Raw genomic sequence first — 16,185 nt, 5'->3', positions numbered from 1 at the left:
ACTTGCAAATAGCAATTGATTTCCTATCAAATCTATGTTGTAGTTTTAATCATAAGAGGTAAATCGCATCGCGATTGTCCGCAAAACGAGAATCTAGGGAGATGTCCGAACCGCAACAATTTTGGAAGGCATATGTTCATGTATATGTCCTCGACACCGATTGAATCTGACATCGTCTTCTCCGGCCGCCGCTCGGCGACCTACCGCGATGCACTTCATCTCTTTCCCGATGCCTGGCTTGACGATGTCGCTGCCATGCGCCGCTTCCTGCAGCCGATCTACGGCCGGCACGTCTTGGAGATCGGCGCCGGCAACGGTCATTTCAGCCGGGCGATTGCCGAAGATGTCGGCCCTGCCGGCTTATTGGTCGCGACCGATCCGTCCACCGAACAACTTGAGGATCTAGAAGTCGAAAGCGGCGGCCGGATCAGGGTCTTCGGTCAGGCTGCGCACATGCTCGACCTGCCGATCCGCGATTTTGACATGGCCTGGTCGCGCGGCGCCGTGCACCATATTTCCGACAAGACCGCTGCCTGGAAGGCGATCGCAGCCCACATGCGGCCTGGCGGCAAGCTGGTGATTGCTGACATCTTCGCCGGAACGCGGCTTGCCGCCTATTTCGACGATTTCATCGCGCAGAGCTGCTGTACCGGCCACGAGGTCTCTTTCCTTTCACGGGAATTTGCAACGAGCCTGTGCGCTCTGACCGGATGGGACAAGCCTCAATTTACCGATGTCACCACCCGCTGGCGCTTCGACACCAAGGCAAGTCTCGGACATTTCCTGCGATTGCTGTTCTCGGCAACCGACATCTTCACCGACGACGACTGCCTTGTTGCAGCGGAACGCCATCTTGACATCGTTTCCGACGGCAACGGCATCGCCCTGCTTTGGCCGATGACAATGATGGAAACGACAAAGCTGCCGACTGCGAATTAATCATGGATGAACGATGACAGGCGCTTGACGCGGGACCGGACAAATCCGCCCGCAACGTGACCTGGCGTGCACAATTCCTTCGGAGATCGTCTATGACATCGACCGCCGCAAACCGTGGAGCCACGGCCCCTCCCGCCGGAGCCCCTTTCGATACCAGGTCATTGGTTCCGGGCGCCAGGAAACTCGGCTCGGAGACCACAGTCCATAAAGTCGGCTATAATGGTCGGCCCGGCGCATTTGCAGATGTCGCCTGCAGGATGGCGTTCCCGTCCGCGGATCGCATCGCCATGCCGAGCTTGGAGACCACGATCGCCAGCACCGTCCGCGGTGAAGTCGACCGGATCCTCCTGCCATGCGAAAACAGCCTGGTTGGACGCGTGCCGGATGTGCACAGAATCGTGCCCGACAGTGGTTTGCATATCGTCGGCGAGCATTTTCAACGCGTCGAACATTGCCTCATGGCACCGCCAGGCGCATCACTTGCAAGCATCAGACGCGTGCGTTCGCATCCCGTGGCACTTGGCCAGGTCAGCCGGCTTATCGCAGCGCTCGATCTTGAGGCTATCGCCGCTCCGACGACATCCCACGCCGCCGAGCTGGTGGCCTCTTGCGAGGATCCGAGCGAAGCAGCAATTGCCTCGGATCTTGCAGCCGACCTCTACGGATTGGATATCCTCAAACGCAATGTCGAAGACGATCCGCATAATACGACGCGGTTCTACGTGCTGTCCGCCGAACCTCAGGCGATCGAGCAAAAAACACAGCTTCTGACGACGATTGTGTTCCGCACACAGAACCGGCCGGGCTGCCTCTACCACGCCATTGCCGGATTTGCCGAAAACGCCATCAACATGACCAAGATCGAAAGCTACCTTGTCGGCGGGCAATTCGTGCCGTCCCGCTTCCTGTGCGAGTTCGAAGGTGATCCGGCTGCACCGGAGGTGGCCGATGCGCTCGATACTCTCGCCCGCCATGCTCGGGAGCTTGTCGTGCTCGGTACGTTTCCGATGGCGAGCCGCCATCTGCGCAACCGCAGTGAGGAAAATCTCCCGTCATGGGGGACCAAGCCTCCGGCCGCCTTTCGATGGTCCGATAGCCAGCAGGAGGCCGGGGGATGACGACCGCGGTGAAGCACTACGGGCGCCATAGCGATCTGGTCGAGGCGGCAATCGCGAAACTGAAGCTGCATTTTGGCGATCGGCTGACAACGGCTACGGCTGTGCGTGATCAGCATGGCCATGACGTGAGCTGGCATCCCTCCTATCCGCCGGACGCGGTCGTTTTCCCTGATACGGCGGATGAGGTATCGCGTATCGTGGCGACCTGCCACGCCTTCGACGTGCCGGTGATCCCGTTTGGAACCGGCACCTCCTGCGAGGGACATGTTGCCGCCCTCATGGGCGGAATATGTATCGATCTCTCCCGGCTGGACCGGATTTTGACGATTCGACCGGACGACATGACAGCGACGGTCGAGGCAGGCGTAACCCGCAAACGCCTCAACGCCGAATTGCGCGACACCGGACTGTTCTTTCCCGTCGATCCCGGCGCTGACGCCTCACTTGGGGGGATGGCCTCGACGCGCGCCTCCGGTACGAATGCCATGCGGTATGGCACGATGAAAGACAACGTCATTTCGCTTGGTGTCGTTCTGCCCAATGGTGATCGGATCCGCACCGCGAGCCATGCTCGCAAATCGGCTGCGGGCTACGATCTGACACGTCTCTGGGTGGGATCGGAAGGCACGCTCGGCATCGTGACCGACGTCACCGTCAAGCTGCATCCAATTCCAGACCATGTCGTTGCGATTTCGGCGAGTTTCTCCACACTGGAACAGGCAGTCGGCTTCGTGCTTGTCGCGACCAGGCTCACAGACACCTTGGCACGCATCGAACTGCTGGATGAACTGCAGGTCGAGGCCGTCAATCGTTATTCAAAACTCTCCTTGCCGGTCGAGCCAACGCTTTTTATCGAACTGCATGGTAGCCGCGGAGCGGTCGAGGCGGCCTTGCCGTTCATCGAGGAGGAGGCACATGCCGCCGGTGCCAGTCGGTTTGATACCGCCGTATCGGCGGAAGCCAGAGGCAGGCTGTGGCAAGCGCGCCATGATATCTGGTGGGCCAATCTTGCGCTCCGCCCGGGCGCAAGCGCCCTTCCCACGGATAGCTGCGTGCCGGTATCGCGGCTTGTCGAGGCCATACTTGCCGCCAAGGATGACGTGCGGGATCTTGGCCTTGTCGCACCGATCTGCGGCCATGTGGGAGACGGCAATTTCCATCTTTGCGTCCTTTTCGATCCCGCCGATCCCGATGAGTGTCAGCGCGTCGAGGCACTGACCAAACGTCTCGCGGACCGCGCCATCACCCTTCAGGGAACATCGACCGGCGAGCACGGGATAGGCCACGGCAAAATAGCAGCGCTTGTCGCGGAGCATGGTCCAGCCATCCGGGTCATGGCCGCAATCAAACGCGCCATCGATCCTCACAACATCATGAATCCAGGCAAGATCTTCAATCTCGCCGAGGCACCGCCTTTCAATTGAGCGAGATACATAAACCAGGGAGGTAGTGAGAATTTATGTCCAATCCGCATGGCCCGGCATCGATCGCCGATTTCAGAAACGCCGCAAGGCGCGCATTGCCGAAAATGGTCTTTGACTTCTTCGACGGAGGCGCCGGCTCGGAACTCACGCTGTGCGAAAACCGGGCAGCGTTGGATCGGATTCGTCTCGTCGGCTCTGCACCCGTCGATGTTGGCCACCGCTCGGCTGCCATCTCGCTCTTCGGCGAGCCTCTCTCAATGCCAGTCATCATCGGACCGACCGGGCTGGCAGGCGCGGCATGGCCTGCGGGCGACCAGGCGTTGGCCCGGGCTGCCGCGCGAGCGGGAATCCCCTTTGTCATGAGCTCAGCGGCCAGCGCGAGCATGGAAGCGGTGGCAGCCGCCGGCGAAGGCAGGAAGTGGTTTCAGCTCTACCTGTTCCGAGACCGCGAGGTGAGCCTCAGGCTGCTGAAACAGGCCGAAGCACTGGGCTTCGAAGCAATCGAGATAACAGTCGACAACGCCATTCCCGGCAGACGGTTGCGCGATGCCCGCAATGGCTTTTCGCTGCCGTTCCGCTGGACGCCCAGGAAGCTCCTGAGCCTTGCAGCTCATCCCCGATGGGCCTTGCGGATGGCCAAGGCCGGCGCTCCGCGTCTGGAAGTCATGGAAGCCGAGTTCGATCTCAAATCCGCGGGAACGATTGCCGAGGTGATGGAACAGCAGCTCGACCCAACCGTGTCCTGGGACGACATCGCCTTCATACGGGATCGCTGGAAGGGACCGCTGATCCTCAAGGGATTGCTCAATCCGAGGCAGGGCAGCAGGGCAGCCGAGCTTGGGCTTGACGGTATCGTGGTCAGCAATCACGGCGGACGGCAACTCGATGGAGCCGTCGCAAGTATCGACATCCTGCCGGAATTCGTCAGCGCTGTCGGGGGCAAGCTCGCAATCCTGATCGACAGCGGCTTTCGCAGCGGCACCGATGTTGCCAAGGCGCTGGCACTTGGAGCAACGGCCGTGCAGATCGGACGTGCGACGCTCTATGCTCTGGCGAGTGGCGGCGAGGATGCCGCGTTCAGAGCCCTTGCCATCATCGCCGCCGAGCTCGACGTCGCTCAGGCAATGATGGGTGCGCCCACCATTGCCGATCTTCGACCTTCCACGCTTCGCCTTCCCCCGATGCTGTTGCGGCCCGAGCAGGTTTCCGCTCGCGAACCCATGTCTCCGCGCCCACAGTCACCATTTGCCGCCTGACCCGTCATTGCCAAACCCTTACGAGGAGATTGCTCCGGTGAAACGCAAAACCGCTTTCGTACACGCACTGGCCCTCTCGGCCCTGCTCCTGTCTTTCTCCGCCACGGTCACCACCGCGGCAAACAAGACAGTGGCGCTAACCTATATTGTCGAGCATCCGGCCATCGACGCGGCCCGCAAAGGGATTGTCGATGCACTGGCCGATGCCGGCTTCATCGACGGCAAGACCGTCACACTCGACATCGCAAGCGCTCAAGGGAGCATGCCGACGCAGACGCAGATCGCCAAGACATTTGCCGGCAAATCGCCCGACGTGATCGTCGCCATCTCCACACCGTCGGCCCAGGCCTGCCAGGCCGCAGCCAAAGGAGCGATCCCGATCGTGTTCTCGGCCGTGACGGATCCTGTTGCCGCAAAGTTGGTCAAAAGCTTCGCTCAACCGGACGGCACGCTGACCGGAACCAGTGACAAGCAGCCTCTGAACCTGACCTTCGAACTGATTCATAAACTGACCCCGACGGCAACGAAGATCGGCGTCCTCTATAATGCCGGCGAGGCCAATTCCGTCGCGCAAGTGGCTGAAATGAAGACCGAGGCGGCGAAGATCGGTATGAGTATCGTCGAGGCGACGGCGGCACAGTCGGCCGCGGTGCCGGACGCTGCCCGCAGCCTCGTTGGCAAGGCCGATGTAATCCTCCTGCCGACCGACAGCACGGTGGTCTCGGCCGTCGAAAGCGTGGTCAAGGTCGGCGTCGACGCGAAGATCCCGGTCTACGCCAGCGACACCAACTCAGTCGAACGGGGTGCGATGGCTGCACTCGGATTCAATTATTACAAGCTGGGACGGCTCACGGGTGAGATTGCCGCCAAGGTCCTGAATGGCGCAAAGCCGGGCGACATCCCGGTCGGAACACTGGACAGCGAGGATCTCTACCTCAATCTCGCCTCGGCCAAGAAGATGGGCGTCACTCTCTCCGAGGCGATGACACAGAGCGCAGCGAAGGTGATCGACCAATGAGCCTGATTGCTCTTTCCGGTGCCTGCGAAGCAGGCCTGCTGTTTGCCCTCGTTGCCCTTGGCGTCTATCTCTCGTTCCGAGTGCTCGATTTTCCGGATCTAACTGTCGACGGCAGTTTCCCGCTCGGCGCGTCGGTTGCAGCGTCAACGATCATGGCCGGCGTGCCGCCCATTGTTGCGACATTCCTCGGATTTGCCGCGGGCGCTTCTGCAGGCTTCGTCACAGCATTCCTGTCGGTCCGGCTGAAGATCATGAACCTGCTTGCAGGGATCCTGACCATGGTCGCATTGTTCTCAATCAATCTGCGCGTCATGGGTAAGCCGAATGTTTCGCTTTATGGGACCGATACCATCTTTTCCTGGATCGGCAGCATCGCAGCGCTCGGGGTCTGGGCCAATACAGTATGGCTCCTCTGCATCGTATTGGCCGCAAAGATGTTCGTAGACTGGTTCCTTGCCACGCAAATGGGACTGGCCTTACGTGCAACCGGCGCCAGCCCGAGGATGGCCGAGGCACAGGCTGTCGATAATGGCCGCATGGTCATGCTCGGTATGGCCCTCGCTAACGGCCTCGTCGGGCTTGCCGGGGCGCTTTATGCCGAAAGCCAGGGCGTTGCCGATGTCTCAATGGGTATCGGCACGATCGTCACCGGTCTTGCCGCCGTCATTATCGGCGAAACGGTCGTCGGCGCAGGATCGGTCGCGCGAGCCACGTTCGGCTGTATCCTCGGTGCATTGATCTACCGGCTGGTCATTGCGCTGGCGCTCGACGGCGGCGTGATCGGGATCCAGGCACAGGATCTCAATCTGGTAACAGCATTGGTCGTCGCCGTCGCCGTGATGATTTCGAAAACGCGGCTGAAGAAGCTGCCCTCCATCAGGCGTAGCCGGCTGCCTGAGCCATCGAAAGCAGAAAGAGCGACCTCATGATGCTGAATCTCGACGCGATATCAGTCACCTTCAACCCGGGGACAGCTCTCGAAGTGGCTGCACTGCGTGGCGTATCGCTGGCCATCCCCAAGGGGCAGTTCGTAACGGTGATCGGCAGCAATGGTGCCGGGAAGTCGACACTCCTTTCGGCCATTGCCGGCGCTCCTTCACCCGATCGGGGCCGGATCGTCATCGACGGCGTCGACGTTACGCGGTTGCCGACCCAGACACGGGCGAGATTTATCGGCCGCGTATTCCAGGATCCGCGCATCGGAACCTGTGAGGCTCTGACCGTTGAGGAAAATCTTGCGCTTGCTTCCGCGCGCGCCGGACGGCGCGGACTGTCCCTTGCGCTTGGTGGACGGATTGGGCGCGCGCGGTTTGAAGAACAGCTTGCCAGTCTTGGCCTCGGACTTGAAACGAAGCTTAAGGCGGGGATTGGCACCCTTTCCGGCGGCCAGCGGCAGGCGGTAAGCCTTTTGATGGCGACATTGCTGCCCATGAAACTACTTCTTCTTGACGAACATACGGCAGCGCTCGATCCCAAGGCGGCGGCGCGCATCCTGACACTTTCGGCGGAGATCAGCGAGCGTCAGCGTCTCACCACACTGATGGTCACACACAGTATGCGCCATGCTCTCGATTATGGCCAGCGCACCATCATGATGAGCGGCGGACGCATCGTGCTTGACGTCGCAGGGGATGAACGGGCTGGTTACGATGTGCCAGACCTGATTGCGCTGTTTGGAGCGGTAAGCGGCGGCGAAATTGCCGAAGACAGGCTGCTGCTCGCTTGACATCCACCGCGATCATCCGCGGCTTGTTTTCGGAACTTCGCTGGAATATATCTGCAATATGCAATTAAAAAACGATAAAACCGATAATAGGGTGACGGAGGAACGCGAGGATGGAACGGCGGTGAAGCCAGCCTTTCGGCTCGATCGCTGGGTGCCCTACCGCATGTTTCTGGTGGCAAGCAGCACCGCTGAGTTGCTCGCATCCTATTACGGGCCACGATATGGCCTGTCCCAGGCGTCATGGCGAATTCTCGCCATCGCCGGCAGCCGCCCGGGGCTTTCGAGCAAGGAAATCTGCCATGCCGGAGCGCTCGATCAATTCGCAGTAAGCCGCGGCATTGCGCAATTGGTCTCGCTAGGCTTTGCCCGGCGCAATGCCGGTGCCGGTGATCGCCGATTCTCTGCGATCGAACTCACACCCGAGGGCTACAAGGTGCTCGAGGAGATCGTGTCCATCGGTCAGGCGATGGAAGCACGTATTCTCGAAAGCTTGTCGGTTCGTGAGCGCGAGGCGCTACATGCTATGCTTGATCGCATCGAAGATGCATGCGCCGGAGCTGTCGCGCGTGGCTGGCAGGCGATGGTGGCCGACATCAAATCTGGGATCTAACCCCGAATATGGCTCAATCCCGATAAAAGCCCCGAATACTCTCCATCGAAAAGCGGCTATGAAGTTCGCGTGAAGTCTCAGGGTCCAGCCCGAGGGGATCAGGAGCTGAATCGGCCGCGGCCTTGCTCCATAAGCATATCCGCATTCGGTCCGCATCTTCGGCGGGCGACATTTGGACTGACCGTCAATGCCCCGGAAAGCTGAATTCAAGCTACCCCTACCAAGCGCGGCGAAGCGCGTAGGCGGGCTATGTCACGCGCCGGCGGTTCTCCAAAGTGGCGCCGATATTCGCGAGTGAACTGCGACGGGCTTTCGTAACCCACGCGGAAGGCGGCGGTCGTGACGTCAATGTCCTGGACCAGCATCAGGCTGCGCGCGTCCTGGAGCCTTAGCTGCTTCTGGAATTGCAGCGGCGTCATCGCCGTCACGGCGCGAAAATGCTCGTGCAGGCTCGACGGACTCATGCCGACTTCCGCAGCAAGCCGCTCGATGCTGAATCGTTCCCGGAAGTTCTGCCCGATCCACGCAATGGCACGGCCAACCTGCGCCACCCGCCCCTGACTCGAGGTGATCTGGCGCATCCTGGCACCATCCGGGCCGGCGAGCAGACGATAGAGAATTTCCTGCTCGGTCAACGGCCCGAGTACGGGCAATGCTGCTGGTTCGTCGAGCAGAAGCAGCAGGCGCAGCACCGCATCGAGCAGACTAGCGCCAGCGTCGGACACCGTCTTGCCTGTGGGCCGAGCGGGCGCTCCCGGCGGTGGCGGCACATGCAACGCCAGCTGCCCCAGCATGACTGGATCGAAATCAAGGAACAGGCAGAGATAGGGCCTGTCAGGCGTCGCCTCGACCACCTGGCCCGTTGCCGGCAGATCGTAAGTCACAATCCCATAGCGGCCCGGCGCATATCTGAACACGCGGTCACCCAGAGTAACCTCTTTTTGCCCCTGTGCGACAAGGCACAGTTGCGGCCGATATACGTTCGGCATCGGCATCGTCACCGTGGAGGATCGAGCAAGCGTCATCCGTTCGATGGGGGTGGCGTGGAAGCCATCCTTCGAGGCGTGCCGGGCAATTACTGCAGAGATTTTGGTCAGTGTTTCCATGAGCCTGACCATTGCATGCGAGCAGGAGGGCAGCAAGGCGAAACCGTGCGGCTTCTGGAGGATTGGGCAGTAATTCCGGCACATAAGGCTAACGGCTCGGCGTCGCCACACATCATAGTGTCCGCAGCACCTGGGTCGCAGCGAACCAGGCTGCAGAACAAGGACGGAGCAAACATGACGATGGATTATCTGAAAGCCCCCACGGTCGCATTGGGGACCTGGGCGTGGGGCGACAGCGGCGAGACCGGCGACGGTTACTTTGGCAGCCGCCTTACTCAGGCTGGCCTCGAAGAGGTCGCGGAAAAGGCGCATGCGAACGGATTCACCCTGTGGGATACCGCCATGGTATACGGCATGGGCCGTTCAGAAACCCTACTTGGGGAGATACTCAAACGCTACGCCCGCAGCGGCTATCAGCTCTCCACGAAGTTCACCCCGCAAGCGGCAGGGACCGGTGGTGATCCCGTGGCGGACATGCTGGAGCAGAGCCTGGCGCGCCTCGGCACCGACTACATCGACCTCTACTGGATTCACAATCCAGCCGATGTGGCGCGGTGGACTCCGCACCTGATACCGCTGCTGAAGAGCGGAAAGGTCAAACATGTCGGTGTCTCGAATCACAACCTGAGCGAAATCGAGCTTGCCAACCGGATCCTCGGAGAGGCCGGATTCCGGGTTGAAGCCATCCAGAACCACTATAGTCTCCTCTACCGCAGCTCCGAGCAAGCTGGCATCCTGGACTACTGCCGCAATCAAGGTATCCCGTTCTTCGCCTATATGGTGCTTGAACAGGGCGCCCTGACTGGCAAGTACAGTCCGGAGAACCCGCTGCCAAAAGGAAGCAGCCGGGCGGCTGCTTACAATGGCATGCTGCCTCAGCTAAAGGCGCTGACGGACATGCTCGCCTCGATCGGCCAGAAGCAGGATGCGGCCGCTCCCGATGTCGCGATAGCGTGGGCGATCGCCAAGGGCACAACGCCGATCATCGGCGTCACCAAATCCGATCATGTCGATAGTCTCGTCCGAGCCGGCAGCATCAGCCTCACCGGCGACGACATTGCAGAGCTGGAAGCGCTCGCTGACGCCGCGGACGTGAACACCCGCGGCTGGTGGGAAAAAGAGATGCAAGGCTGAAGCTCCGCTGTCCTAAGATCTCGGAGCCGTTCCGACCAGTACCGCAGGCGATTATCTCGTTCTGCGAGACGATCGCCTGTCTCTCCCTGATTATACACGTGCTCCGGAATGTGTTGGCGCATCTCGCAAGTTCCGGAGCGCTGGATGCCCCAACGAACCCGACGTATCGCAGTACATGCTTCCTTCCGAAATATATGCAGCCGCAAACATTTGAAACGATGGAGGATCGCCCAAAGTTTGAGTTGACCGTTTTCGATGGCGAGGCGACACTTGCAACCCAAAGCAAGGCAGGAGGAAGAGTGATGAATGAGCCAGACCGCTGGCGGCACATGGCAAGCGCTCCGAAAGACGGCAGTCGGATCCTTGTCACGATCCGCCCGTCAGAACAGGGGCCTGCAGAAGTTGACCTCGCATATTGGTCGAATGGCGATCAATTTGGTACGGAAGGCTGGCGCGCCTCCGATTCTTCACCCGGGCACATCATCGAATATGCCGAGCCGGAACTAAAATGCTGGATGCCGATGCCCTCGGCCAATCTCAATCGCACCTCAATGCCTTCACCTTGGGAAGGCGACAACGCCCAGCAACTCGACGGGTCGGGGATTTGAAAGCTGGCGCCGGCGTGTCGCGCGGATTCGATAACAAATTTGCGTCAGCAGAAACGCGCGGCATCCATCAAGGCAACGCCGACAGAAAAACGGCGGGTCCCGAGCCTGGTTCGCGGCGATCGCGAAGATCAGCCCGAAATTACCATTTGCAAGAGGATATGCATGTCAATGGCCAGCGCGCCGTTCATGCGCCTCCGGCTTTACCCATTCCCGCTTCACACGCGCCAATATCAAAAGCTGACTATGCGGCTGTGGTTCGAATGTCGTCGTAACTACTCATCCGCGCAGCTTGTCGCCATTCGCATGAGCGTTGATGAAGGATCCCAACAGGGGATTTCGTGTGATGCGCTCCATTCCCGCTCGGACCACTCATGCTGCAACTTGAATTTTAACGCGTTAAATAATAAATTTTCGCGCGCTACCTTTTATTGCAACACAAAGCGCAAAAGAACTTGTCGGGATTTTACGTCTCTGGTTGCGCTGCTTTCCACGTATGCGCATAAGGCATTCGTAGCGACGGCAGCTGGAAAAATGGTCGACTTTAGATGGAAAAATTGACGCATAAGACGATGGAGGATTTCGCGAAGTCCTGCGGTGTCTCCCGCCCTACCCTTTCCAAATATTTTGACGATCCGACCAGTGTAAAGCCGGCGACCCGCGCGCTGATCGAGGCGGCGCTTCGTTCGTCGGATTATCAGCCTAATCTTTATGCGCGGAACCTCAATCGCAAGAGAACCCGCAATATCGGCATTCTGGTTCCCGCCCTTACCGATCCCTTCTATGCAGAAATGGTCAATCGCCTGGAATTGCGCCTGCGCAACGAGGGTTACTGGCCGATCGTGTTCTCGTCGCACGGCTTACCCGAACTGGAAGGCGAAGCGGTCAACACAATGCTGTCCTTGAAGGTAGCCGGTGCGCTTGTCGCACCATTAGGGAAGAAATCCGATCCGCGCACCTTTGAAAAACTCACGCAGAACCTGCCCATCGTCTATTTCGACACTTATATCGAAGGCAATACGCCCTTCATCGGTAACGACAATTACCAGAGCGTCGCAACGATCGTGGAATATCTTTGCCGATCCGGAGAGGCGCCGGCCTATCTCGACATTCCGCATGTCAATCACAACTCACCCGAAAGGCTGGCAAGCTATATCGCCACCATGGAAGCCGCAGGCTGCGAGCCGCTGGTCATCAGCACCAGTGTTGCCTACACCTGGGAGTTCGAGCGCATCGGATACGAGCAGATGGACGGCCTGCTCCGCGCAAAGTCTCTTCCGCGCAAAACCATCCTTTGCGCGAATGATCGCCTCGCCTTCGGCGTGATGGCAGCCGCCTTCGCGCACGGGCTGAAAATCGGGCGCAAAAAGGGCGACAATCTGCGCATCGCGGCCCATGACGACCATCCCTTGAGCCGCTATACCTGCCCGCCGCTGACGACGATGGCTCAGGACTTCGCCGCGATGACGGCGAGCAGCGTCAGCACGCTTCTGATGCTGCTTGGAGATACGGACGTGCCCACCCAGTCGATCGCGCGCAAGGTCAGCCTGGATGGAACGCTGGTCATGCGGCAGTCGGCCTAAGGCGGCACTTGCTTTTCATCTAAATCAAGACCGCTTCGAAGCCGCGCCACGCCGCGACGGCCTCCTCCACTGCCCGCCGAGCCTCCGCCACATATCTCCCCATCGACACGAAACCGTGGATCTGCCCCGGCCAATGGCGATGTACCATGCGCACCCCTTCCTCCCGCAATCGCCCGGCATAGGCGATGCCTTCGTCGACCAGAATATCGTGTCCGGCGGTGGCGATGAAGGCCGGTGCCACTCCGGCCAAGGTCTCGGCTTGTAGCGGAGAAACCCTCCAGTCTGCTATATCGGCTGCAGTGCGAACGTAGTGATCGCGAAACCATCTCATTGTCGAGGCAGTCAAGCCGAAGCCTTCGGCATAACGGCGATAGCTATCGGCCGTCTGGGCGGCGTCCGTATTGGGATAGATGAGCAGTTGCGCCGCAAGCGGCGGAGCATCGCCATTGCGTGACATCAATGCCAGCACGGCAGCAAGATTGCCGCCGGCACTGTCGCCAGCAACGGCGATCCGCCCGGGATCGATGCCGAGGTCTGCCGCCGATTTCACCACGAATGCCAAAGTGGCAGCGCAATCGGTCACTCCGGCGGGAAATTTGTGTTCTGGCGCCAGCCGGTAGTCGGGGCAGATGACAGTGCATTTGGCAGTATTGGCGAACCATCGGCAGATTTCGTCATGCGATTCGAGATTGCCGATCACCCAGCCGCCGCCATGCAAATAGACGAGGCCTGGACCATACTTCAGAGGCGCACCGATGCCGCGATAGATGCGCAAGGCGATCGGGCCGCTCGGGCCGGCAATCCCGCGATCCTCCACCGAAGCGACGGCCTCTCTTGCGCCCTGGAGCGTCGGACAATTCGCATCATAGTCGATACGCGCCTGCTGAGGTGTGCCGGTTTCGAATGGCCGACCGCTCGACCGACTGGTGAGAGCAAGAACGCGCAGCGCGCTTTCATCCAGCTTTTCCATTGGATTATCCCCTCTCTGCAGCGATCAGGCGAGAAGGCTGCGTGCTTCGTCTTCGTCAAGGCGCGGTGACGGAGTGAATTGCGCGCCGATGCTGACCGACTGCCGGCTTTCCCCCGACTGGAGAATGGCCTCCATGATCTCGAGGACATGAAGGGCGAGCTCTCCCGACGCGCGGGGAGGCCTACCCTCTTCAAGCGCTCGCGCAAGGTCGGCGACACCGAGCATGCGGTAATTCGCCCGATCCGGTGCATCGAATGGCCAGTTCCTCGCGCCGTAAAGCTCGCCGTCGCTTTCGAAATCGCGCCAATCGGCGCCCCGCTCGGATAGCGACACCGTTCCGCCGAACGTGTCCGGATCGGGCAAACGGAGCGAACCTTCGGTGCCATGAAGCTCGATTGGATGATTGGAGTGGCGAAACACGTCCCAGGATGCGCCGAAATTCACGGTTGCGCCGGATTGGAATTCCAGAAGCGACAGGATGTTTGTGGGAGTGCCGACCTTGAAGCGCGTATTCTTGAACGGGCCGTCGGCAGAGATCAGACGTTCTTCCTGGCCCTTCGTCGCCATTGCCATGACCCGCACGACCGGACCAAGCAGGTTCACCATCATCGTCAGATAATAGGGGCCCATGTCGAAGACCGGGCCGCCGCCGGGCTGATAGTAGAATTGCGGATTGGGGTGCCAGTGCTCCATGCCGCGCCCCATCATGAAGGCAGTGCCGCTGACCGGCCGGCCGATCGCGCCCTCGTCCATCAGGCGCCGCGCTCGGCGGCCTGCCGCGCCGAGGAACGTATCGGGCGCCGACCCCAGCTGCAATCCGCGCCGCTTGGCCTCCGCCACGAGAACCCGTCCATCGGCCGCCGACGTTGCCAGCGGCTTCTCCGTGAAGACGTGCTTGCCGGCAGACAGGGCCGACATCGTGACGTCGAAATGGACGGCGGGAACAGTGAGGTTCAGCACGAGATCGACTTCGGGATCGGCCAGCAATTGGTCGACGCTGAGCGCGCGAATACCATATTCCCGGGCACGCAGCGCGGCGACATCGGCGGATATATCGGCGCAGACGCGCAATTCGACACCGGCAAACAGCGCGGCATTGCGCAGATACGTCATCGAGATGTTACCGCAGCCGATGACGCCAATGCCGAGCTTAGCTTTTGAATTACCAGCCATATAACCCAATCCTCCCTGATCTACCGCATCTGTTCGCCGCACTTCGGCGCATCCGAATGATGACTCCCGGGTTGATTTAAAGCATCTTATTTCTTGACGCGCGATAAATTTTTATAAAACATATGCGAATACTGGCGTGGAGATTTGGAGGTCGCCAGTCTTCCTGGGAGGGAAACATGACAGATATCAAGAAGATGCCGGCTTACTCCACGAGTGCCGGACAATCGATAATGCTTGATCGTCGTCAGTTGCTGTTGGGTGCCGCCGGCGCCGCCATCGGTACGGCAACGCTTGGAGTTGCTACAAGCGTTGGCATCCGCCCGGCGCGTGCCGCCGATCGGACGGAAATCAGCTTTGCCAGCGCCAGCTTCTTTGGCAAGGAAGGCCTCGGCGACCTCGTCAGGACGTTCAACGAGTCGCAAAACCGCATTACCGTCAAATTCATCGAACTGCCGCCGCCGAGCTCGTCGACGGAAGTCTATCAGGGCCTCGTCCAGCAGCTCGCCCGCCGCAACGGAACGCCCGATGTTTTCAGCCAGGACGTTATCTGGATCGCGGGTTTTGCATCCGCCGGCTGGGCGCTGCCGCTTGACGAGTATTTCCCGAAAGACAAGCGTGCCGATTATTTCCCCGGCACAGTGGCTGCCTGCACCTATGGCGGCAAGTTGACAGCGCTGCCATGGTTCGTCGATTCCGGCATGTTCTACTATCGCAAGGATCTGGTGGAAAAGCATGGTGGCAAGGTGCCGGAAACCTGGGCCGACATGGCGACGATGGCGGCAGAGGCGCAAAAAGCCGGCGACGCCAAATTCGGTTATCTCTGGCAGGGCAAGCAAGCCGAGGTTCTGGTCTGTGACGCCGTGGAAATCATCGCATCCAACGGCGGCTCCATCCTGTCCGCAGATGGAAAATCTTCCGTCATCGGCGACGATGCCGCCGTTGCCGCGATCCAGTTCCTGTATGACACCATCAACAAGACGAAGATCAGTCCTCAGAACGTGCTCTCCTGGGACGAAGAGCCCTCTCGCCAGCCGTTTACGTCTGGTGAGGCGATGTTCATGCGCAACTGGTCCTATGTCTATCCGATCGCGCAGGATCCGAAGGCCTCGCATGTCGTCGAAAAGGTGGCTGTCGCGCCGCTGCCGCATTTTGCCGGCGGCAGGAGCTCGGCCTGCCTTGGCGGCTACCAGCTGGGCGTCAATGCCAACTCCAAGAAGCGGGAAGCGGCGATCGAATTCCTGACCTGGATGTCTTCACCCGAAACCCAGACCCGGCTTGCCCTTAATTTCGGTCTTGCGCCCTCGCGGCCTGCCATCTTCCAGGATGCGAAGCTCAAGGCCGAGCAGCCGTTCATGGCAAGTCTCCAGAACGTCTTCACCGGAGCCACGCCGCGGCCGATCACGCCGCAATATGCCAAGGTGACGCTGGCATTGCAGTCCAGCATCTCCAAGGCGCTGGTCAGCGGCAACGTCAAGGCCGAGCTTCAGGCAGCCGCCGCCCAGATCAACAAGATCGTCGGCTGA

15 protein-coding genes are annotated in these 16,185 nt (G+C 60.1%); 12 read left to right on the top strand and 3 right to left on the bottom strand.

Annotated features, from left to right (window positions below; all coding sequences use genetic code 11):
- Positions 1-138 precede the first annotated feature (138 nt).
- From AC13RC_RS17015 to AC13RC_RS16980, 8 genes are all read left to right on the top strand, one after another.
- Positions 139-939 carry a class I SAM-dependent methyltransferase gene (locus tag AC13RC_RS17015; RefSeq protein WP_488557888.1) on the top strand — a complete coding sequence of 267 codons (801 nt, stop codon included), beginning with the start codon at positions 139-141 and terminating at the stop codon, positions 937-939.
- A 92-nt stretch (positions 940-1,031) separates the two neighbouring features.
- On the top strand, positions 1,032-2,057 hold the full coding sequence (locus tag AC13RC_RS17010) for a prephenate dehydratase domain-containing protein (protein WP_488557887.1): 1,026 nt from the start codon (positions 1,032-1,034) through the stop codon (positions 2,055-2,057).
- Positions 2,054-3,481 (top strand): FAD-linked oxidase C-terminal domain-containing protein, encoded by a 1,428-nt coding sequence (locus AC13RC_RS17005; protein ID WP_113329165.1) that lies wholly within the window; start codon positions 2,054-2,056, stop codon positions 3,479-3,481. Before AC13RC_RS17010 ends, AC13RC_RS17005 begins: the two co-directional genes overlap by 4 nt.
- A gap of 35 nt (positions 3,482-3,516) precedes the next feature.
- A complete protein-coding gene (locus tag AC13RC_RS17000; protein WP_488557886.1) occupies positions 3,517-4,737 on the top strand; it encodes an alpha-hydroxy acid oxidase in 1,221 nt (406 codons plus the stop codon).
- A gap of 37 nt (positions 4,738-4,774) precedes the next feature.
- Positions 4,775-5,755 (top strand): ABC transporter substrate-binding protein, encoded by a 981-nt coding sequence (locus AC13RC_RS16995; RefSeq protein ID WP_197044203.1) that lies wholly within the window; start codon positions 4,775-4,777, stop codon positions 5,753-5,755.
- The gene (locus AC13RC_RS16990) at positions 5,752-6,684 is read left to right on the top strand and encodes an ABC transporter permease (protein ID WP_488557885.1); all 933 of its coding nucleotides are present in this window, start codon (positions 5,752-5,754) and stop codon (positions 6,682-6,684) included. The genes AC13RC_RS16995 and AC13RC_RS16990 overlap by 4 nt, the downstream gene beginning before the upstream one ends.
- Entirely contained in the window at positions 6,684-7,481 is a 798-nt protein-coding gene (locus tag AC13RC_RS16985) for an ABC transporter ATP-binding protein (RefSeq protein WP_488557972.1), read from the top strand. Before AC13RC_RS16990 ends, AC13RC_RS16985 begins: the two co-directional genes overlap by 1 nt.
- A gap of 91 nt (positions 7,482-7,572) precedes the next feature.
- Positions 7,573-8,091 (top strand): MarR family winged helix-turn-helix transcriptional regulator, encoded by a 519-nt coding sequence (locus AC13RC_RS16980; RefSeq protein WP_246661749.1) that lies wholly within the window; start codon positions 7,573-7,575, stop codon positions 8,089-8,091.
- 206 nt (positions 8,092-8,297) lie between these two features.
- Here the strand turns inward: AC13RC_RS16980 and AC13RC_RS16975 are convergent, their stop codons facing one another.
- Positions 8,298-9,197: an AraC family transcriptional regulator gene (locus AC13RC_RS16975; RefSeq protein ID WP_488557884.1), complete on the bottom strand. Its 900-nt coding sequence runs from the start codon at positions 9,195-9,197 to the stop codon at positions 8,298-8,300.
- Between the two features lie 174 nt (positions 9,198-9,371).
- Between AC13RC_RS16975 and AC13RC_RS16970 the strand changes: the two genes are divergently transcribed.
- The 3 genes from AC13RC_RS16970 (at position 9,372) to AC13RC_RS16960 (ending at position 12,519) form a co-directional block, all read left to right on the top strand.
- Positions 9,372-10,331 carry an aldo/keto reductase gene (locus tag AC13RC_RS16970; RefSeq protein ID WP_488557883.1) on the top strand — a complete coding sequence of 320 codons (960 nt, stop codon included), beginning with the start codon at positions 9,372-9,374 and terminating at the stop codon, positions 10,329-10,331.
- Positions 10,332-10,633: 302 nt separating this feature from the next.
- Positions 10,634-10,939 carry a hypothetical protein gene (locus tag AC13RC_RS16965; RefSeq protein WP_113395940.1) on the top strand — a complete coding sequence of 102 codons (306 nt, stop codon included), beginning with the start codon at positions 10,634-10,636 and terminating at the stop codon, positions 10,937-10,939.
- A gap of 545 nt (positions 10,940-11,484) precedes the next feature.
- Entirely contained in the window at positions 11,485-12,519 is a 1,035-nt protein-coding gene (locus AC13RC_RS16960; protein WP_488557882.1) for a LacI family DNA-binding transcriptional regulator, read from the top strand.
- 19 nt (positions 12,520-12,538) lie between these two features.
- Here AC13RC_RS16960 and AC13RC_RS16955 read toward each other — a convergent pair whose 3' ends face one another.
- Positions 12,539-13,489 (bottom strand): alpha/beta hydrolase, encoded by a 951-nt coding sequence (locus AC13RC_RS16955; protein ID WP_488557881.1) that lies wholly within the window; start codon positions 13,487-13,489, stop codon positions 12,539-12,541.
- Positions 13,490-13,513: 24 nt separating this feature from the next.
- Positions 13,514-14,662 carry a Gfo/Idh/MocA family protein gene (locus tag AC13RC_RS16950; RefSeq protein WP_488557880.1) on the bottom strand — a complete coding sequence of 383 codons (1,149 nt, stop codon included), beginning with the start codon at positions 14,660-14,662 and terminating at the stop codon, positions 13,514-13,516.
- A gap of 176 nt (positions 14,663-14,838) precedes the next feature.
- On the opposite strand from AC13RC_RS16950, the gene AC13RC_RS16945 reads away from it, so the two are divergent.
- Complete coding sequence (locus AC13RC_RS16945) at positions 14,839-16,185, top strand: ABC transporter substrate-binding protein (RefSeq protein WP_488557879.1); 1,347 nt, start codon at positions 14,839-14,841, stop codon at positions 16,183-16,185.

Source organism: Martinezella sp. CNPSo 3890 (assembly GCF_057784455.1).
Note: the sequence above shows the minus strand (reverse complement) of the source record. Positions and strands in the feature narration are given on the sequence as shown.